The following is a 20,977-nucleotide window of genomic DNA, read 5'->3' on the forward strand; positions in this document are numbered from 1 at the left end:
AAGCCCGGCGGCCAAAGCAGCAAACACCTCCGGCAACCCGTCGACAAGCTGACGAGCCAACCCCTCCTGCGCGGCGGCAGCCCGACCCGTCCAGGACAGGGCGAACGCCACCTCGTCAACGCCATAGCGAGGATCCGGCGCGGCATTGACGACCTCCAGCACCAGACCCAATAGCCGGGCCTGCGCCACGGCCACGGCACGGTTGGCAGCCACCAGCCTGTCGACCAAGCCCTCGACCGCCCCCGCGCCCATGCCTCCAACCTACACACGAGGTACGACAAAAATCGGGGCCGCCGGCATTGGCGCGGCGGCCCCCGAAGGATCAGTTGGTGATGAGGTCGAAGCGTTCCCAGGAGCCGATCGCTTGACGGTTGGCTATGAGCGGGGCGTTGCCGGCGTTTTCGGCGGCGACATAGCGGTTGTTCACCATGGCGCGCAGGGTGATGCTGCCGTCGGTGTTGGTGACCAGCTGGAAGGTTTCCGACGCTCCGATCGCGGTGGCGTTGGCGACCAGCGGGGCGGCGCCCGCGTTGACCGCCGAGACATAGCGGCCGTTGGCACGGGCTCGCAAGGCAAAGGTGTTGGAGCTTACGGCGATCCGTTCGAACTGTTCCCACGGGCCGATGGCGGTGCGGTTGGCGATCAGCGGTGCCGCCCCGGCGTTTTCAGCGGAGACATAGCGGTTGTTGACGCGGGCACGCAGGCTTATGTAGGCGGTCGGGAGGGGGCTGAACCGATCGACCCAATAGCGGGTCCGGTCCAGGTAAGCCGTTTCCGACGCCGCGCCGGTGGTGCCGTAGGCGCCGACATAGGTCTGGTAACCGAACCCGGCGGGCGGGTTGGCGCTGGCGGGTTCGATGGTGGAACCTTCGTGCCATTCGTTGAACGAGGTGATGGAAACCCAGGTGGCCTGCGAGTTGATCGCGTTGGTCCATTCCCGGTCATAGGTGGCGCCGTTTTCCCGGCCAAGGGTAGGCGTGGTGTTGCCGGGCACGGCACGATCGTCGATGTAGCCGGGGCCGATCGACGGCGCCCAGACCAGGTTGTTGGCCCGGCAGAAGGAGCTGGCGTTGGCCCAGCCGGGGGCGGTGTTCCCGGCGATCGCGTCGTAGGTGTACATGCCGCCGAAGTGCGCCACCTTCGAGGTGTCGGTGGTCTGCGCGAGCACGATGCTGTTGGGTTTGACCGCCTCGATCGGCGCCCAATCGGTGATCCGGAGGCTTTCGAAAATGTAGAAGGCGGAACGGTTCCCGCGCGCCGGGTCGCGATAGAACGCCGGTTGGCTGCCGTAGCGGCTGTGAATGTAGTTGATGTCATTGACCGTCGAGGCGGCGGTGCGCCCGCTGTAAGGCTCCAGATGCCAGGCGACTTTGATGCCGTAGGCGTTGGCGGCGTTGAGGGTGCCCATGACGCGGGCGTCCTCATAGGAGCCTTGGCCCCACCAGCTGTAGACGATGACGCCCACCCCGGCCTGGGCGATCCAGGCCATGTGCTGGGCGACGACACCGTTGAAGTCGCCGGAGTCGTAGGCGCCGCGCACCGGGTAGAGGTTGGCGCCCACGTCCTGGGGCGGGTTGTGGTTGCCCTGCGGCCAGTGCCGATAGCTTCCGTTGAAGCTGGGGTTGCCGTACCAGGAGTAGTAGAAGAGGTGGACGTTGTTTGCCAGGGGTGCGGCTTGCACCGGTGCCGGTGCTGCCAACACAGAGGTCAGCAGCACCAGCGCGGCGGCCCAAACCTGGGCCAATTTCTTCACGGCTTCTCCTTACTGGGTGACTACGTCGAACTTCTCCCAGGAACCGATCGCGGCGCGGTTGGCGATGAGAGCGGCGGCTCCACCGTTTTCGGCCGTCACGTACATGTTGTTGGCCTGGGCGCGGAAGCTGACACTGCCATCGGAGTTGTTGATGCGCGCGAAGGTTTCCCACGGCCCGACCGCTGTCCGGTTGGCGATGAGCGGGTTTGCGCCCGCGTTGTCCGCACAGACCAGCATGGTGTTGACCCGGGCGCGCAGCGCGATGTTGCCGCCGCCGAGGTCGAGATAGTCGAACTGCTGCGCTGTCCCCACCGTGGTGGAGTTGGCGATCAGCGGGGAGGCTCCGGCGGTCACATAGAGGTTGTTGACGCGGGCGCGCAGGGCTACCACCGGGGTGGTGACCGTGCCGGTGGTGAAGGTGAACGCGTCGACGTCGAACAGGTTGCCCGCGCCGCCCTTGAACACCAGATAGAGCGCGATGGTCGAGGCGGGCCCGCCGGAAATGTTCCCGGTCACGTTGGTGAACGTCTCCCAGCTGCCGGTGACCGGGACAGTTACCGTGCCCAGCAAAGCGCCGGTGGCCGAACCGGAGCGCACCTCGATGGTGCCGCCGGCCCCGGCCGAGGAGACCCGGGCGGTGAACTGGGTGGCGTTGTTCACCCGGTAGGGCGTGAACGCAATCCAGTCATTGTTCTCGATGAAACCGGCCGTGCTTCCGCCTTCGGCGGCCGCGTGCGCGGCAACCTGTACGCCGGACTGTGAACTCCAGTGCTCACCCTGGCGATGCTTGGGCTGCAAGGTGCGCACGCTGCGCGTGGTGAGCCCGCCGTTGTCGGTGTAGGAGGCGTCGATGACGCCGAAGATGTTCGCGGCAGCGTCGTGCTCACCGTCGACCGGGATGGTGATGGTGCCGGAACAACCGGTGCGCGAAGAGATGTTGTGGGCATGGCTGTCATGGCCGAGGGAGTAGGTCACATTCACCCGGGCGCAGTTGATGGTGCCGTCCTGGGCGTCGCTGACCGTGACGTTGAACGGGACCGTATCGCCGAAGCTGAACAGCTGCCCATCTGCGGGCAGGGTCAAGTTCACGACCGGAGCGGTGTTGCCGACCGTCACCACAACGCTTGCCGTGCCGGTCAAGCCCTGCGGATCGGTGACCCTGAGCGTGGGCGTGTAGTTGCCGTTGGCCGTATAGGTCTTGGTCGGGTTGGCCGCCGTCGACGTGGTGCCGTCGCCGAACGTCCACAGGTAGCTCAGCGCGCCACCCTCCGGATCTGAGCTGCCGGCCGAGGAGAAGGCCACCGTCAGCGGCGCGACTCCGGAGGTCGGGTTGGCCGAGGCCACCGCGATCGGGTTGCGGTTGCCGCTGGCGATGTATTCGACCCGGTAAAGGCCCGCGTTGTTGGATCCGGTGCCGTAGTCCAAAACATAGAGTGCGCCGTCAGGGCCGAAGGCCATATCCATTATCTGGGTACCGGTCCACGGGAACGCGGATATCTCGCCTGGGGTGCCGTTGGTGTTGACGGCGATCGCCTTGATCCAGCGGCGGCCGTATTCGCCCGCGAAGTAGCGCCCGTCAAGGGATTGCGGGAACTTGACCGACGAGCTCGACGAGGCGTTGAACCGGTAGACCGGCCCACCCATCGGCGACTCGGACCCACCGCCGAACTCCGGCGGGGTTCCGGCGTCGCCGCCGTAGCGGATCCAGCTCGCCCGCGCCGCGGGCAGCGTGCCCTGACCCGTGTTGCGGAACGAATTGTTGGTGGGACCACCGGCGCAGTTGTACTTGGGGCCGGTGGCGTTGGTGTTGAAGTTCCACTCGTTGTAGGTCTCCGAGGTGGTGTTCGTTCCCGTGCAGTAGGGCCAGCCGTAGTTGCCGGGCGAGGTGATGCGGTCGAACTCGACCTGCCCGTTGGGCCCACGGTTGGCGTCGGTGGTGCCCGCGTCCGGTCCGTAGTCGCCGAGGTAGACGATTCCGGTGGGCTTGTCGACGCTCATCCGGAACGGGTTGCGGAACCCCATCGCATAGATCTCGGGACGGGTGTTGGCGGTGCCCGGGGCGAAAAGGTTCCCGGCCGGGATGCTGTAGGAGCCATCGGCGTTCACCTTGATACGCAACACTTTGCCGCGCAGGTCGTTGGTGTTGGCCGCGGAGCGCTGGGCGTCGTACTGGGGGTTGCGGTTGGTCCGCTCGTCGATCGGCGAGTAGCCGCTGGACTCGAACGGGTTGGTGTCGTCACCCGTGGTCAGGTAAAGGTTCCCGGCCGCGTCGAAGTCGATGTCCCCGCCGACGTGGCAGCACATGCCGCGGTCGTTGGGCACCTGCATGACCACGCGCTCGCTGGCCAGGTTGATGGTCTCGTCGGCGTTGAGGGTGAACCGGGACAGGTTCAGGTGGCCCTTGAACGCGTCGAATTGCGCCTGGGTACCGGTGGCCGGCGCGTCCCCGGTCGGCACGCTGCTGATGACCGGCGAATAGTAGAGGTAGATGAACCGGTTGATGGCGAAGTTGGGGTCGACCCCGACTCCCTGCATGCCTTCCTCGTCATGGGTGTAGACGGGGACGTTGGCGGCCACCTTGGTGTTGCCGTTGACGTCGGTGACCCGAACCGTGCCGTTGCGGGCCGTGTGTAACACCGACCGGCTGGGCAGCACGGCCAGGGACATCGGCTCGCCCATCTCGGCCGTGCCGAGGGCGAGGGTGACCTGCTGGTAGTCGGCCGCGGGAATCGGGGCGGCCGCGGCGGGCAGCTGTTGGGTGACCGCCGGAGCGATCACCGCAAGCGATCCCGCCAGCACCAGCTGGAGCAGATGTTTGGGTTTCATGGGCTTCCTTTGGGGGGTGGAGGGTTAACTTCCGTAGACTTCGAGCTCCCAGAGCGAGTGCCCATATTGGGTGAGAGCCCTTTGTGTGCCGTAGATGCGCACGTATCGGGCGGTGCCGGTGACGGCCACGTCGTCGATGCCGCCGTCGGAGGTGGTGGTGGAGAAGGCATTGCTCCACGCCGCGTTGTCCGGCGAGAACTGGATCTGGTAGGCGCGGGAGTAGGCCGCCTCCCAGTTGATGCGGACCCGTGAGACGGTTCGGGCCGAGCCGAGGTCGACCGTGATCCACTGCGGGTCGGCATACGCACTGCCCCAACGGGTGCCGGTGTTGCCGTCGACCGCGTTCGCGGCGACGTGGGCGCTGCCGGGCTCCACGCTGGAGGCGGTGGTGGGCCGCCCCTGGGACAGCAGCGTGGGCTGGGTGCCGGTGGGGGTGCCGTAGACGTTGAGGTCCCACAGCGAGTAGCCCCATTGGGTGGCCCGCTGGGTGCCGTAAACGCGTACGTACCTTCCGGTTCCGGTGACGGTCAGGTCATCGACGCCGCCGTCGCCGGTCGTGGTGGAGAAGAGGTTCGTCCACGCGGCGTTGTCCGGCGAAACCTGAACCTGATAGGCGCGGCCGTAGGCGGTTTCCCAGTTGAGCCGGACCCGGTTGAGGGCATGCGGCTGCCCCAGATCGACCGTGATCCACTGCGGATCGGCATACGCGCTACCCCAGCGGGTGCCTGAGTTGCCGTCCACGGCGCGGGCCGCGGCGTTGGCGCCCTCGACGCTGGAGACCGTGACCGGTTTGCCTTGCGCCACATCGGTTGCCGGTGGAGTGGTGCCATCGGTCTTGATGCGGATGTTGCGGTAGTTGATGTCGGCTCCGGTGCCGTCGTTCTGCACACCGATGTAACCGTTGGAGATGTTGCGGGTACTCATATAGTCATTGATTTTGATGCCGTTGAGCCAGATCTCGACGCGCTGGCCGTGCACGCCGATCTCGTAGGTGTTCCACTGGCCCGGCGGGTTGAGCGCCGACGCCCGCGCGGTCGCGTTGGGCGCCTGGAAGCTGTAGACACTGCCCGTGGTCCGGGTCGGGTCGGCGTCGGTGGCGTCTATCTGGATTTCATGCGCCGCGTTGACCGGGCCCCACGGGTCACCCAACGGATCGGGGAATCCGATGAAGACACCGCCGTTGTCGTCGCCGGGCATCATCCAATCGAGCTTCAGCGAATAGTTCGAGAAAGTCCTTACCGGGTACCACAAAAGACCCATCCCACCAAAGGAGGTCAACGTCCCGTCGGCTAGGGTGAAGCCGCCCGGGCCCGCCTGCCGCCACTGGTTGAGGCTGGCCTGGGTGCCGTCGAACAGGGCGGTGTAGCCGGTTTCGGGACGGCAGTCGGCGGGCTTGGCGCCGGCCGCGAACTGGATGCCGCCCAGCAGCATCCGGGTGAAGTTGACTTCGGTGTAGGTGGCCTCGGTGTGCCCGAGCCCGGTGTACCACGACCGCCCGCCGCCATAGTTCTGGCACCACGTGATCGGGTGGTCGCCGCCCATCGACCCGCCGGTGTAGCTGGCTTCGTTGAGGTTGGCGAGCACTTTGGCGTTGGCGCGCACGTTGGTCCGGTAGTTGTACCACTCGTCGCTGCGCGACCAGGTGGCCGGCAGGTGGGAGGTGGAGATGTTGGAGCGGTCCTCGACCCGCACGGTCGCCGTCTGGATCGCCGGGTGGGAGGCGAAGTAGGCGCCGACCAGGCCGCCGTACCACGCCCAGTCATACTCGGTGTCGGCCGCGGCGTGGATTCCCACGTAGCCGCCGCCGGAGGCGATGTAGGACTGGAACGCCGTCTGCTGCGCATCGTTGAGCACGTCACCGGTGGTGGAAAGCCAGATGACCGCCTGGAATTGGGCAAGGTTGGCGGTGGTGAACTGGTTGGCGTCCTCGGTCGCCACCACGGTGAACCCGTTAGCCGAACCCAGGGCCTGGATGGCGGCGATGCCGTTGGGGATGGACGAGTGCCGGAAACCGGCGGTCTTCGAGAATACGAGGACCCTGGTCAGTGGGGCGGCGGCCGCCTGGCCCACCGGGGCCACCACTGCGGCGGCTGCGAGCGCGAGACCCGCTGCCATCGCCAATATTCGTCGTCGCATTGCACACTCCTGTCGGAGGGGCCGCGGCCGTCCATGGCGGACGGCCGCGGCGTGGGGGGTGATGGGGTGGGTGGGTGGGTTAAGGCAAAGCCCAGTTCTGTGCCCCGGTGCCGTTGCAGTCGTAGATCTGCAACTGCCGCCCGTTGGTGGTGTTGGAAGCTGGAATGTCGAGGCACTTGTTGGCCTGGGGGTTGCGCAGGCTGCCGTTGGCCCCGGCCACCCACTGCTGGGCGCCAGTCCCATTGCAGGTGTAAAGGTGGATGAGGGTGCCGTTGGCGGTGCCACTTGCCTGCACGTCCATGCACTTGCCGCCGATGCCGCGGATGGTGCCGTCGGTTCCGATCGTCCAGGTCTGGTTGGCCGCGCCGTTGCAGTCCCAGATCTGGATCTTCGTGCCGTCGGCGGTGCTGGAACCGTTGACGTCTATGCACTTGCCCAGGCCACGAATCGGGCCGGTGCGGGTGGTGGCGGGGGTGCCCACCCCGGCTCCGGTGAAGGTGTAGCTGTCCAGGTCGAAAAGCGCCCCGGTGCCTCCGGTGAACACGATGTAGAGGTCGTGGGTGTTGTCGTCGGGCTTGGTGACCGGTGCGGTCACCTCCACGTAGTTGTCCCAGCCGCCGGTGTTGGCGACGTTGATGCGGGCCACCTCGGGCCCGGTCGGGCTGTTGAAGCGGAACGAGACCACGCCACCGGGTCCGGCCGAGGAGACGCGCGCCTTCACGCCGGTGATGCCCTTCAGGCTCACCCCGTGGTGGCGGACGTACTCGTTGTTCTGGATGTCGCCCAGGCGTTTGCCGCCCTCAGCGGCGGCCTGGTTGATGACCTGCGGGCCGTTGAGCGTCACGTAGTGTTCCGCCTGCCACTGCTTCGGGAACAGGGTGATGTCCTTCTCCCCGATCAGCGGCACCGGGCCGTTGTCGGTGTAGCTGCCACGCAACACGAAGAACAGCACCGAATCCGGGCCCGCGTGCACCGGTCCGGTGTTGATGGTGAAGCCGCAACCGGTGCCCTGGCCCTCCTCATGCGCGTGCTCCTGATGGCCGAGCGCGGCTCGCACCACGATGTTCGCGCACGGAATGGTGCCCTGTTGCGCGTCGGTGGCGGTCGCCGAGACGGTGAGGTTGTTGGTCCAGTCGAACAGGCCGCCCGCGGGCAGGCCGTTGAGGTTGACCACCGGGCGGTTGTTGCCGACCACCACGGTCACGAGCGTGGTTCCGCTGCGGCCGGTGCCGTCGTTGACGGTGAGCCGGGCTCGCTTGTCCCCGTTGGTGGTGTAGCTGAACGTCGGGTTGGCCGCGGTCGAGTCGGTGGTGCCGTTGTTGTCGAAGTCCCAGGCGAAGGTGAGCGGATCGCCGTCGGGATCGGAGCTTCCCGCGCTGGAGAAGCTCACGTTCAGCGGGGACAGCCCGTTGTTCGGGGTGGCGGAACCGACCGCGATCGGGGAACGCCCGCCCGCCACATAGTTAATCTTGTAGAGGCCCGCCGCCGCGTCACCGGAGAAGTAGCCGTTGCCGTATTCGAGCATGTAAAGCGAGCCGTCCGGGCCGAACTCCATGTCGATCGGGTGCACCAGCGGCATGCCCGCCACGGTCGGCTCGATGATGGTGGGATTACCGGTCGCCGGGTTGCCGTTGTCGAACTGGATCTCCTTGATCCAGCTACGGCAGTACTCGGTGATGAGCAGCTTGTTGTCGTAGTACTGCGGCCACTTGTTGGGCGAGTTGAGGTTCGGGTTGTAGTGGTAGACCTCGGCGTGGTTCGGTGCGCCGCACCCGCCGGGGTTGTCCAGCGCCGGCCACTGAACGCTTCCGCCGTGCTGCTCCCACACCAGCGCGCCTCTGGTCGGCGGCAGCTGCTGCAGGCCGGTGTTGCGCGGGGAGTTGTTGACCGGGCCGGTCGAGCCGCCGCACGGGAACCAGCCGCGCGGGGCGTTGGCGTTGAAGTCCCAGTCGTTGTAGGCCACGTTGGGGCCGCCGCAGTAGGGCCAGCCGTAGTTGCCCGGCGTGGCGGCGCGGTTGTACTCGTCGTAGGCGGCCGGGCCGCGGTTGGCCTGAGTGGTCCCCGCGTCCGGGCCGACCTCGCCCCAGTAGAGCACGTTGTTGGTCTTGTCGACCCAGATCCGGTACGGGTTGCGGTTGCCCATCGTGTAGATCTCGCCCCGGGTGTTGGCCGTCCCCGCCGGGAAGAGATTGCCGGCCGGAATCGTATACGTGCCATTGTTTTCCGGGTGAATCCGATTGATCTTGCCACGCAGGTCGTTGGTGTTGCCCGCCGTGCGCTGGGCGTCGTACTGGGCGTCGCGGCTCGTTCGCTCGTCGATCGGGGCGTAGCCGCCCGAGTCTCCGCCGGAGTTGGTGTTGTCCCCCACCGCGAAGTAGAGATTGTTGTTGCTGTCCCAGGTCATCGAGCCGGCCGAGTGGCAGCACAGCCGCCGTTCGGTGGGCCACTGGATGAGCATGGTCTCCGAGCCGAGGGTCAGCGTGCTCGGATTGAAGGTGAACCGGGAGATCCGGTTGACCAGTGGGGTGGCCACCGGCGAGTAGAACAGGTAGACCCAGTTGTTGCTGGCGAACTGCGGGTGCAGCGTGATGCCGATCAGGCCGTCCTCGAAGCGGGCGTCCAGCGACAGCGTCAGCGCGACGGTGGTCGAGGCGGTCGCCGGGTTGTAGAGGCGCACCTGCCCGCCGCCGGAGCTGGTGCCCCGGTTGATGTAGAGCACCTTCCCATCCGGCAGCACGGAAAGCTCGATCGGCTCGCCCATCGACAGCCCACCGTCGAGCTTCACCTTCTCGAACGAGGTGGTGGGGGGCGGGGCCGCGGCCGCCGGCTCAGGCCGCGTGGAGACATTGACCACCGTCGCGACCGCGACGGCCAGAACCATCACCGAAAAGCTTGCGGTGAGGCGTTTTCGTGGCATGTGAACCCTCCGGAGTGACCGTTGGAACCGCCGGACACCCATCGGAGGTTCGGCGGTAGGGGACGCGGGGTTGTCCCGCGTTCCCTTGGTGTGGCTGAGGAGCCGGGCCGCCGATGCCCGACTCCCTTTACAGAACTGCGATTAGAGGTTGACCAGATCGAACTTCTCCCACGGCCCGATGGCCGCGCGGTTGGCGATAAGTGCTGCCGCGCCCGCGTTCTCGGCCGTGACATACATGTTGTTCGCTTGCGCCCGAAGGCTGATGCTGCCGTCGGAGTTGTTGACGCGCGCGAAGGTTTCCCAGCCGCCTACCGCTGCGCGGTTGGCGATGAGCGCCGCGGCGCCCGCGTTCTCTGCGCAGACGTACATGTTGTTGACCCGTGCGCGCAGGGCTACGTTGCCGTTGCCGAGATCGACGAGGTCAAACTGCTGTGCCGCCCCGACCGTGGCCGAGTTGGCGATCAGCGGCGAAGCCCCGGCCGTCACGTACTGGCTGTTGGCCTGGGCGCGCAGGGCGACGCCACCGGTCGGTGTTCCGCCGGTCGTGATCCGCAGCGCGTCGACGATCGCCACCGAGGTGGACTTGTTGACGATGCGGATCGTGTGCTGGCCGTTGCTCAGGCCGGTTCTGCTGTAGACGACGACCTGGGCCTGGCGCGCCCCGTTGAGGAACAGGTTCACGTTCTGCTGGAAGACGCCGTCGATGTACACGTCGACGTTCCCCATATCGCTGAACCGTTCCGACAGATACTCCACGCCTGTCCCGGTGAAGGTGTAGGACGCCTCAGCGTTGACGGTCGTGGTGTGGTGGGTGTCGTCGTTGTAGTCGCCGTAGCCGCGGCCGGTGGTGAGGAACCAGTTCGCGCTGTAGGTCAGCGAGGTGTTGTTGACCAGGCCGGGAGTTGAGCCGCCGGCCCCGAGCCCGAGGGTGGAAGCCGTGTTGCGCAACGTCTTCAGGCCCTGGTTGGCGGTGCCGGTCAGGGTCGTGGCGGTGTAGGACGAGAGCGGCTTGGCCGTGCGCTCCACCACGTAGACCGTGTTGGCCGCGGTGGCGAAGGTGATCTCCGCGGCCGAGCTGGTCTGCAGGATCGCGTTGTCCGACGTGCGCCTGACCTGAACCTGTTGCGTGCCCCAGGGGTTGACGACGCGGGCCTGATTCCCATACTGGCTGCGCAGGCCGACGTATTTGATCTCGCCAGCTTCGCGTTCGGAGCTGACGAGGAAGCCGTCCTTGGCGAGCAAGGTGAACTTTCCTACAAACGATGAGTCGGTGGGTACGGCCGGAAAGACCCGGATCTTGTCGTTGTAACTCTGCATCAGGGCCTCGTTCATCGCCACGAGGTGGATGCCGAGGTATTCGAACACGCCGTTGGTGTTGTTGGTCATTCCGTTGGGATAGTTCTGGTAGCGCTGCAGCATCAGCTTCATGCCGTCGAAGGCCTGGTTGCCCAGCCCAAGCCGTGCCGCTTGGGCGTGGTCGTTGGCCCACACATTGCTGTAGGGGTTGGGCCGCACATTCCACGTCTGGGTGGCGGTCGACACGTCCGGCGCACCGATTCCGGTGCGGTCGTAGGGCCAGATCAGCTCGGCCGACACGTTCTCCCCGTTGCGCTGCTGCGCGGTGGGCGGGTCGTGCGGCAGCCAGGCGTTGTTGCTGACCTGATACGGCCACAGGTTGTCCACCAGGTTCTGCCATCCGGCGCGCAGGCCGGAATCGAGGCCCAGCTGGGTGCTCACCTGGATCGTCAGCGGCGCCAGCAACCTGACCGCGGCCAGATCGGTGATGGCGTTCCTTACGTCCCAATAGGTTTCGTGGGCGTTGGAGGTGACCATCTGATACTTGCCGTTGCTGAGCTGGAAGCGGTTCTGGTAGAAGCGCAAGGCTTCCCGCATGTACGGGTAGGCGACGTCACGCAGATAGGTGGTGTCGTTGGTATACCTGTACTGCAGGTACATGTTGTAGGCGGCTTCGGTTCCGGTGGAGTAGATGTCGTTGACGAAGTCGCTGCCCACCGTGCCGCGGGCATTGCCGTCCCAGCCCATCGTCTCGGGCACCCACAGCGCGTCGGAGCCGTACCGGGTTTGCGTATAGGACCGCAGCGCGTTGAAGTTGCGGCTGTAGAGCCGATTGAACACCGCCATCATGTCGGCATGGTTCGACGACAGGAAGGAGTTGTAGACGTCGCGCTGGTTCCAGTACCAGTAACCGTTGCTCCACTTGGTGGTGTCGCCGGTGGCCCGGAACACGCCGTTGATGAAGTGCACCGGGTAGTTACCGTAACCGCCTGCGGCGATCATGTACGTCGACAGGTAGTAGACGTTCTCCAGATAGTCGGCGTCACCTTGCAACCCCGAGTACTGGACGAACGAACGCGCCCAGAAGTTGTGCCACCAGTTCTTGTAATTGGTGAACGTGGTCGCATAGCCCGTCGTCTTGACCGCGCTGAGCTGGTTGCGGGCCTGGGTCACCGAGTTCTGGCCGGGCGAGTTGATCCGGCTGGCCGCGGTGAACCAGATGGTGTAGCTGGAGGTGGGGGTGATGTTCAGTCGCACCCGGGTGCCGTTGACGACCTGGGTGGTGAAGGAGGCGCCCTCCACCGTGGCGGCGTAGGTGTAGCCGAAGTTGTTCGGGTCGGCCTGGCCGCGGCTGAATCCGGCCGCGGTGGCGTCGGCGAAGGTGGAGACCTGCCGCCAGGTGGTGATGTTCGGGACGTCGGCGCTGTTGCCCACCGCGTTCGGGTCCCAGATGGACAGGTCGACCGAGATGCTGGAGACCCCACCGCGTGTGTCGTCGACGTGGATGCCCATCACCTCCGAGTTGGGCGAGCCCATCACGGTGACGGTGCGGTTCGAGTCGTATTTGGTGGTCAGCGTGCCGTCATACAGCGACAGCCGCTGCTGCATGGTGGTGTAACCCGACTCGATCGCCGGGGTGGTGGTGAAGTCGAGGTTGCCGGCGGCGAAAGCGGACTGCTGGGACAGGTCCACTCCGGAGACCTGCATCCGGTGCCCGCCACCCGCGCTCCAGACCATGGCCCCGGTCTTGCCGTTGCCGACGGTCAGGCCGTGCAGGTTGTTGGTGTTGGGGCGGTTGTAGACAATGTCGTGTTTGGACAGATACCCGGCATAGTTCACGTTCAGGGCCCCGGAGCCCGAGTTGAACGCGGCGTCCGTCGTGGACGCTTGAGCTTGCGTGACCGGATTGATCACGATGAGAGCTGCCGCAATCAGGGCAGCAAGGGGTAGACGGAGTTTCATGAACATGACCTCCAGGGCGTAGAGGATTCACATGCATGAAATATCCTATAGGAAATTTCCTCCGCGAGATACATCTTGTTCACCCCGACCGAGCCACCGCAAGATCGGCCAGCGCGCCGAGGGCTTCCCGGGCCTCATCCCGGATATCCATGGCAGCCAAGGCATCCAGGGCTCGCCGGTGTCCATCGTGGATCCTTTCCTCGGTCGCCGCGAGCGCGCCGCTGCCCACCATGAGCTGCCGGACTCGCCCTGCCCCGGCGTCGTCAAGATCTGGTCGGCCGATCAGCGATCTCAGCTGCGCCCGATCCGCCGCCGTGCTCCGGGCCAGGGCGAGGGCCAGCAACACGGTCGGTTTGGCCTGGCGCAGGTCGTCGAGCACCGACTTGCCGGTGCGCTCGGGTTCGCCAAAGACCCCGAGCACGTCGTCACGCAGCTGAAACGCCTCGCCAAGCGGCTCGCCGAAAGCGGCGTAGGCCTGGATCTGCGAGCGGTCGGCCCCGGCCAGCGCCGCGCCGATCTGCAGCGGCCGCACCACCGAGTAGCGGGCGGTCTTGAGCTGGATCACCCGGATCGCCGCCGCCTCGTCGAAGTCGCCGGTCGCCTGAGCAACGATGTCGAGGTACTCCCCCGCCACCGCCTCGGCCCGCATCATCGCGAAGATGCGCTGGGCCTCGCCGAGCCGTGGCGGTGGCGCGCCGCACTCGGTGAGCACCTGCTCCGACCAGAGCGCGCAGAGATCTCCGGCCAGGAGCGCGCCATTGCGGCCAAAGGCCCGCCCGTCGCCGACCCAGCGCTGCCCGGCATGCAGCCCGGCAAACTCCTCGTGCAACGAGGGCCGGCCCCGGCGGCGGGTGCTCTCGTCGATGATGTCGTCGTGGATGAGAGCGAAGGCGTGGAACAGCTCCAGCGCCGCGCCCGCCGCCACCACGTGCTCATCGCCGTCGGCGCCATCGGTGACGCCACGCCACGCCCAATAGCAGAACGCCGGGCGCAGCCGCTTGCCGCCGTTGAGCACGAAGTGGCGCAACGCATCCAGCATCGGGCTCAGCTCGGGCTCGGGCCAGGCGGCGACTCGGGCATCGACGAAACCGGTCAGTACCGCGTCGATGCGCTCGGTAAGCGAAGCCGACGGCGGTGCCACGGTCATATCCGCTCCGCTAGGCGCAGCAGGAAATCCTTCACCTCGGTGGCGGCTATCCGATCGGTGGCCAGCGCGGGATCCGAGCACAGCAGCATGGGCGAGTCGGCTTCGGTGCTCGGCAGCATGCCGTGCGAGCCGCGGATGGCGGCGGCCCCTGCATCGAGTCCCACCACATTCATCCGGTACCGCATACCAAGCTTCTTACGCAGCAACGCTTTGCCGGCCCGAGCCTTGGCCGCGCCCGGCCCGGCCGGGTCGAAGAGCAGCTCCGCCGGGTCATAGCCGGGCTTGCGGTGGATCTCCACATGGGTGGCGAAGTCCGGCGCGCGGGCGTCGTCGAGCCAGTAGTAGTAGGTGAACCACGCCTGCGGCGCGGCCACCAGCACCAGCTCGCCGCTGCGCTCGTGATCCAGGCCGTGCCGGGCCTTGCCCGCGGCGTCGAGCACCTCGGCCACCCCGGGCAGCTCCGCGCACAGCTTCGCCACCACGGCCACCTCTTCCGGGTCGCGAATGTACACGTGGGCCACCTGATGGTCGGCGACCGCGAAAGCCTTGGACGTCCAGGGATCTAGGTACTCCATCCCGTCCTGGGTGTGCACATTGAGCAGCCCGGCGCGGCGCAGCATCCGGTTGATGTCCACCGGTTGCGTGGCCGGGGTGATGCCGTACTCCGAGAGCGCGACCACTGTTGCCCCGGTATCGAGAAGAGGTGCCAGCACCGCGTCGAGCTCGGCTGCCGCCTTCGCCGCCTGCGGCCCATGCGGGCCAAAGCGTTGCAGGTCGTAGTCGAGGTGCGGCAGATAGACCAGGGTCAGATCGGGGTGGCGGGTGTCGATCACGTGTTTGGCGGCGGCGGCTATCCATGCCGACGAGGGGATTCCCGCACCTGGGCCCCAATAGCTGAAGAGCGGGAACTGCGGCAGCTCGTCGTGAAGCTCCGGCGGATAGGTGTAACAGTCGGGATCCTTGCGCCCGTCGGCGCGGTAGATCGGGCGCGGGGTGATGGTCCAGTCGACGTCGGCGCCCATCGCGTACCACCAGCAGATGTTGGCCACCGTGTAGGAGGGCCACGTCTTGCGCGCGGCCCGCCACAGCTTCTCTCCGCCGACGAGCGCATTGTGCTGCCGCCACAGGAACACCTCGCCCAGATCGCGGAAGTACCAGCCGTTGCCGACGATGCCGTGCTGAGCCGGGGTGAGACCGGTGACGAAGCTGGCCTGCACGCTGCACGTCACCGCGGGCAGCACCGGATCCAGCCTGGCGCTGAAACCCTTGGCGCCCAAGGCTTTGAGCCGTGGCATGTGTTCCAGCAGGGGTGGGGTCAGGCCGACCACGTCCAGGACGACCAGGGGGTTGGGACGATCCATCACGACACTCCGAGGGCTGCAAGCTGGTCGCGGGCATAGGCCAGCTCGGCGGCGATGCCCGCGGCGAGACTGGCGTCATCGACGGGCCGGGCCGCCGGGGGAAGCACATTCCAGGTGTAGGTCTCCACCTCGAAGTGGTCGCAGACGCCGACCAGGGCGGCCAGGCCGTCCTCGAGCACGGCCGTGCTCGTCTGCAAGGGCGGCAACGGTTTCTGATGAAGCGGCGCGTGGAAGTGGATGCGCCACGGCCCGGGCGCAGTCGACTCCAGCGCCTCGGGCAGATCGTCGAAGGCGGCGCCGCCGCGCGAACGCGTCTGGTGCAGGAAACGCGGCTCGGCGTACTGGGCCAGGGTGTCGTGCGACACCTTGGGGTCGGTCACCTCAAGCGCCGCCGACACCTGCGTCTTGACCACCGGGATCCCGGCCGCGGTCAGCTTCGCCACCGCATCGCGCGGGCTCTCCCAGGCGCAGGCGAGGTGGGCCAGATCGACGCAGACCCCGATGCGGTCGGTGTCCGCCCCGGCCAAGGCCGCGATGGCCTGGTCGGTGTTCTCCACCACGCAGCCCGGCTCCGGCTCCATCGCCACCCGGATGTCGCGGTCGCACTCCCCCAGCCCGGTGGCCAGCTCCTTGAGCATGCTGTGGGCGGCGCTGAGCCGGGACGGATGCCACGGCTCCCGCCACGCGAAAGGCAGCGTCGAAATCGAGCCCCGGATGATCCCGGCCGGCAGCAGATCGGTCAGCACCCGGGCCAGATCGAGCGTGTAGTCCAATCGCCGCCGGTCTGTCCAATCGGGATGGTAGACGTCGTGTTTGACGACCGGGGCGTGGAAGGCCTGATAGGGGAAACCGTTGAGGGTCACCGTTTCCAGGCCGCGCACGGTCATCTCCCGGTAGAGCCGGGAACGCAGCACCGGATCCGCGGCGAGGGCGGCCGCGACCGGTGCTGCGAGCCATAGCCCGAGCCCGAGCACGTCGACCCCGAGAAGGTCGCGCACAGGCACGGCAAACCTGTCGAGCTGGCTCAGCATCCCGGCGAAATCCTCCGCCGCGTGCACGTTGGTGCAGTAGGCCAGATGGACCGTGGATCCGTTGGGATGGGTCAGCCGCATCACGAACCGCCGCGCAGAATCGAATTGCCCTCAAAAATCGGCTCAGGCGCGGCATCCTCCAGATCGAGGCGGCCCGACTGGCCGTAGAACTCCACCGGGTTGCGCCACAACACCCTGTCCACCTCGTCGTCGCTGAACCCGGCCGCGACCATGGCTTCGGCTGTGCGCACGGTCAGCAGCGGGTCTGACTTGCCCCAGTCTGCGGCTGAATTCACCAGCATCCGGTCCAGGCCATATCGCCCGAGGATGGCCACCATCCGGTCGGGCGACATCTTGGTGTCGGGATAGATGGAAAAGCCCATCCAGCAACCCGAACCCGCCACCGCGTCCACGGTGATCTCATTCAGGTGGTCCAGCACGACCCGCCCCGGCTCGATCCCTGACTCCTTTATTACGTCAAGGCTTCTCTGGGTACCGAGCAGCTTGTCGCGATGTGGGGTATGCACCAGGGCCGGAAGCTCATGGGCGCGGGCCAGTTCCAGCTGGGCGGCGAAGGCGTCGTCCTCGTCCGGCGTCATCGAGTCGTAGCCGATCTCGCCCACGGCCACCACCCGATCCTTGGCCAGATAGCGGGGAAGCAACGGCAGCACGTCGCGGCAACGCGGGTCGTTGGCCTCCTTCGGATTCAGCGCGATCGTGCAATGGTGGCGGATGCCGTACTGGCTGGCGCGGAAGGGTTCCCAGCCCACCAGCGAGTCGAAGTAGTCGGTGAACGAGCCCACGCTGGTGCGCGGCTGGCCCAGCCAGAACGCCGGCTCGACCAGGGCACGCACCCCGGCCGCGGCCATCCGCTCGTAGTCGTCGGTGGTGCGGGAGGTCATGTGGATATGGGGATCGAAGATGCGCATCAGCGGAGCCTTTCCAACAGGGAGATGGCATCGGCGGGCATGATGCGCCCGGCCGCCTCTCGCTCCTTTCGCAAACCGTCAAGCATCCGGCCGAGTTCGGCGTCGGCTCGTTCGTTCAGGCCGTGTACCTGTGCCAGTTGCAGGCCCATGAAAACCGCCTTGAGCACCGCCTGACGCCACTCGGCGTCGGTCAGCTGGGCCGCGGCGGGCCCCAGCGCCGCGGCGACCAGGCGGGAGTCGTTGCTGCGCAGCGCATCCCGAAGCAGGTCGGGCACGGGACAGGCGCGCAGGATGGCGCGCTTTTCCTCGTTGTCCCCGTAGCGGTACAGGTCGCTCACCTGCTGCGGCGACAGCTGAAACGATTGCAGCAGGCGGATTCTGGCCATCTCCGCGTTGGCCCGGCCCACCTTGCGCCCGGCCGCGGCCAGCTCGGTGGCGAGATTGCCCTCCCCCGCCGCGCGGGCCTCACCCAGCCACTGACTGACGCGCAGGAAGTTCAGCGAGCGGGCGGCCACGTCGGGGGCGGCGTGCGAATGGCGCGGCAGTTCCACCGCGACCAGCCCGGTATAGCCGGTCTGCGCCAGCGAATGCAGCACCGGCGGAAAGTCGATCTCGCCCGCACCGAACTCGAGATGCTCGTGCACGCCGCGGCGCATATCGTCGATCTGAACGTTCACCAGGTGCGGCCCGGCCCGCCGCACACATTCGGCGACTTCTTCCAGCTCGTTGGCGCGACAGTGTCCAATGTCGAGGGTGAGCCGCAGGGTCTCGCCCACCTCGCCGCGGAGCCGGTCCCACTGCTCGAAGTTCTCCACGAGCATCCCCGGCTCCGGCTCGAACCCGAGCGGCACTCCGGCATTGTCCGCGTGGGCGGCCACCTGCGCGCAGCCGCGCACCAGGCGTTGCCACGCCTCGTCGGGCGACACGTGCGGGGGGCGCACCCCGGCCCAGAAGGACATCGCCTCGGCGTTGAGGTCGGCGGCGATGTCTATGGCGCGCTTGAGGAAGTCGAGCCGCGCGTCGCTGTCGTCGTCGAGCAGGGTGGGCGCGTGCTTGTGCCGCGGGTTGAGCAGGTAACGCGCGCCGGTCTCGATGACCACACCCAGCCGCAGCTCGGCCAGCCGCTTGGCCACCCTGGCCACCCTGGCCGGCAGGTCGGCGGCGAACGGGTCCAGGTGATGGTGGTCCAGGGTCAGCGCCACCCCTTCATAGCCGAGCTCGGCGATAATGGTCAGCGCATCTTCGAGCCGATGGTTGGCGAAACCGTTGGTGCCGTAGCCGAATCTCAGACCAGTGCCGATCATGTCGCCGCCACCACCTTGGCCAGCCGAGCGCCCAGCGGCGCCGCGGCCGCGACCAGCGCGCCGGTGACCGGCCGGCCGGCATAGGCGGTAAGCGCACCCTGCAAAGCCGGCAGCGAAGTGATCCCCGCCCCCACCGCCGCCCGAACGTTGCCCGCACGCGGGTCCCGCAACACGTTGCGCTGCGCCTTGCCAAACCGCGCCGCATACCACCCCGCCAGCGCCGCATTCACCCACGACGCCAGCCCGCCGCCCTTCCCCCGACTCGGCCGCATCTCCACCGCCCCCTCGCCGCGCCGCGCGCGACCGGCCGCCAGGCCACCCGGCATCTCCAACGCCCCCTCGCTGCGCCGCGCGCGACCGGCCGCCAGGCCACCCGGCATCTCCAACGCCCCCTCGCTGCGCCGCGCGCGGCCCGGCAATGGCCGGCGCTGGCTGGCGGAAGCGGATTGGCTCCGGGACTCGGCGGCCGCCGCGGAGGCGATGAGAGCGGTGGCGGTGAGGGTGGCAAGGGGCAGCGTTCTGTCCGCGCCGTGGACTTCTCGGCGGGAGAGGGCGGTGACCGCGTAGGTGTGCGCGGCGACGATGGCCGCGGGGCGCACGGCTTTGCGGATGCTTCCGGTGCTGGCGCCCATGAGCACATCCAGGCCCCGGCACAGGGCCATCCCGGCCGGGCCCGCCCCGGTGTTCTTCCACTTCACGTCGTAGGTCCAGATCGCGGCGGCCAAGCCGGTGGCGAGCACCGCCGTCTTGCGCCCGCCCGAAAACCCAGCCAGGGCAAGGCCAGCCGCGGTCAGCCCACCGGCGACGGCGAGCGCGGCGCGCGGGCTGACCCGTCCCGACGGGATCGGGCGCTCCGGCCTTTCGGTCGCGTCCAGCTCCCGGTCGGCCCAGTCGTTGGCGGCCATGCCCGCCCAGTAGAGGCAGACCGAGGCGGCGGCTATCCCGGCGGTCTTGGCGCCCAAAGCTTGCGCGGCGCTCGCCCCGGCGATGGCGTCGCCGGGCACCGACAGCGCGGCCGGTGCCCGGACCAGATCGGCGAAGTCACTCGGTGTCATTCCAGCCTCCCACCCACTCGCACAGGACGCGCCACTGATCGGCCAGCGAGTGGGAGACCTCGCCGATCGGGTCTTTGAAGAAGAAGGCCAGTTGCGGCAACCGGCCGGACAGCCCGCGGCTGTGCGCGGCGGCGGTCAGCCGCACCAGGTCGAGCACGAGCGGCGCGGCCAGCGCCGAGTCGCAGCCGTGCCAGGTGAACTCCATGCGCATCCGGCTGCCGAGGAACCCGCTGAACGTGATGAGGTCCCACGCGGTCTTCAGGTCACCGATGTCGGGTACGTAGTCGATGCGGGTGTGGCCCTCCGGCTCGTAGCCCAGCGTCTCGCGCAGCACGCGTTGCTTACTGGCCACCTTGGCGGCGTTGGCTTCCGGCTGCGCCAGGTTCGCCCCGTCCCCGCCGCCGAGCAGATTCGTCCCCGACCACGACCGCACGTGCAGGTTGCGCATCGCGAACATGGGCGCCAGCACCGACTTCAGCAATGTCTCGCCGGTCTTGCCGTCGTGCCCCGCGTAAGGCACTCCGGCGGCGAGGGCCAGCTGATCCAGCGCGGGGAGCCGCGCCCCGACCGAGGGCGTGAAGTCCACATAGGAGCATCCTGCGGAGAATGCCGCGTAAGCGTAGAGCGCGCTCGGCGGCAGGACGTCCTCCGACTTCAGCGCTTCGGTCAGCAGACCCAGATCCTGGTGTGCCGGATGCGCAGCGGGCATCGGCTCGGTCGAGGTCACGTTGACCACGACCACTTGGTCGAGCTCGTGGCGTTCGCGGAAGCTCACCAGGTCGGCGATCAGCTGTCGCGCGGTCTCCTCCTGGCTGTGGCCACGGCTCGGCGTGCGAAGCTCGGCCTCCACCGCGGACAGCTCGTCCCCGACCGCGTCCACAATGGACGCTGGCAACACCCCGGCCGCCACCAGAGACTGCGCCTTCTTCACCAGGCATAGTTCGGAAATGTCGTGGCCGCCGAAGACCAGGTCGGCCAGGTTGGGCAACGCCGGGCTGCGCAGAGGCGCGAGCTCGGTGACACACCCCACGGGCTCCGCGAGACAGGCCCGCACAGCCAAAGCTCCCACGAGGCTGGTCACCGCGACCGAGCCACGTGCACCGGCCAACCACATACCAGTCCGCACAGGGCCTCCTGTTTCGCGTACGTGGCGGTCATATTAAATCTACAGAAGCAAAAGTTTCTAGATAGAAGTCTATACTTTCTTCTGATCTAGCAAAAGTTTCGATCGTGGACGCAAATCTGAGGTCCCGGACCTCG

Annotated in this window: 12 protein-coding genes and 1 pseudogene; all 13 read right to left on the reverse strand. The window is 67.4% G+C overall.

Annotated elements, in window-relative coordinates; all coding sequences use genetic code 11:
* Positions 1-252, reverse strand: a pseudogene (locus tag Rhe02_RS35140) (HNH endonuclease signature motif containing protein); the annotation flags it as partial.
* Positions 253-322: 70 nt separating this feature from the next.
* The gene (locus Rhe02_RS35145) at positions 323-1,753 is read right to left on the reverse strand and encodes a glycoside hydrolase family 99 protein (protein ID WP_203912769.1); all 1,431 of its coding nucleotides are present in this window, start codon (positions 1,751-1,753) and stop codon (positions 323-325) included.
* A 9-nt stretch (positions 1,754-1,762) separates the two neighbouring features.
* Positions 1,763-4,579, reverse strand: coding sequence for a PQQ-dependent sugar dehydrogenase (locus Rhe02_RS35150; RefSeq protein ID WP_203912770.1), 2,817 nt, complete (start codon positions 4,577-4,579; stop codon positions 1,763-1,765).
* 24 nt (positions 4,580-4,603) lie between these two features.
* Positions 4,604-6,715, reverse strand: coding sequence for a ThuA domain-containing protein (locus tag Rhe02_RS35155; protein ID WP_203912771.1), 2,112 nt, complete (start codon positions 6,713-6,715; stop codon positions 4,604-4,606).
* A 79-nt stretch (positions 6,716-6,794) separates the two neighbouring features.
* A complete protein-coding gene (locus Rhe02_RS35160) occupies positions 6,795-9,632 on the reverse strand; it encodes a PQQ-dependent sugar dehydrogenase (RefSeq protein WP_203912772.1) in 2,838 nt (945 codons plus the stop codon).
* Between the two features lie 141 nt (positions 9,633-9,773).
* Positions 9,774-12,890 (reverse strand): glycosyl hydrolase family 95 catalytic domain-containing protein, encoded by a 3,117-nt coding sequence (locus tag Rhe02_RS35170; protein ID WP_239124256.1) that lies wholly within the window; start codon positions 12,888-12,890, stop codon positions 9,774-9,776.
* A gap of 79 nt (positions 12,891-12,969) precedes the next feature.
* Positions 12,970-14,037, reverse strand: coding sequence for a polyprenyl synthetase family protein (locus tag Rhe02_RS35175; protein WP_203912773.1), 1,068 nt, complete (start codon positions 14,035-14,037; stop codon positions 12,970-12,972).
* Positions 14,034-15,398 (reverse strand): alkaline phosphatase family protein, encoded by a 1,365-nt coding sequence (locus tag Rhe02_RS35180; protein WP_203912774.1) that lies wholly within the window; start codon positions 15,396-15,398, stop codon positions 14,034-14,036. The genes Rhe02_RS35175 and Rhe02_RS35180 overlap by 4 nt, the downstream gene beginning before the upstream one ends.
* Positions 15,398-16,510, reverse strand: a complete 1,113-nt coding sequence (gene eboE, locus Rhe02_RS35185; protein WP_203912775.1) for a metabolite traffic protein EboE — start codon at positions 16,508-16,510, stop codon at positions 15,398-15,400. The genes Rhe02_RS35180 and eboE overlap by 1 nt, the downstream gene beginning before the upstream one ends.
* Complete coding sequence (locus Rhe02_RS35190; RefSeq protein WP_203912776.1) at positions 16,510-17,358, reverse strand: TatD family hydrolase; 849 nt, start codon at positions 17,356-17,358, stop codon at positions 16,510-16,512. Before Rhe02_RS35190 ends, eboE begins: the two co-directional genes overlap by 1 nt.
* Positions 17,358-18,662, reverse strand: a complete 1,305-nt coding sequence (locus Rhe02_RS50165) for a TIM barrel protein (protein WP_239124257.1) — start codon at positions 18,660-18,662, stop codon at positions 17,358-17,360. Before Rhe02_RS50165 ends, Rhe02_RS35190 begins: the two co-directional genes overlap by 1 nt.
* Positions 18,659-19,717 carry an SCO3242 family prenyltransferase gene (locus tag Rhe02_RS35205; RefSeq protein WP_203912777.1) on the reverse strand — a complete coding sequence of 353 codons (1,059 nt, stop codon included), beginning with the start codon at positions 19,715-19,717 and terminating at the stop codon, positions 18,659-18,661. Before Rhe02_RS35205 ends, Rhe02_RS50165 begins: the two co-directional genes overlap by 4 nt.
* The gene (locus tag Rhe02_RS35210; protein WP_203912778.1) at positions 19,704-20,843 is read right to left on the reverse strand and encodes an inositol-3-phosphate synthase; all 1,140 of its coding nucleotides are present in this window, start codon (positions 20,841-20,843) and stop codon (positions 19,704-19,706) included. The genes Rhe02_RS35205 and Rhe02_RS35210 overlap by 14 nt, the downstream gene beginning before the upstream one ends.
* Positions 20,844-20,977 lie beyond the last annotated feature (134 nt).

It is taken from the genome of Rhizocola hellebori, from assembly GCF_016862955.1.
Classification (GTDB): domain Bacteria; phylum Actinomycetota; class Actinomycetes; order Mycobacteriales; family Micromonosporaceae; genus Rhizocola; species Rhizocola hellebori.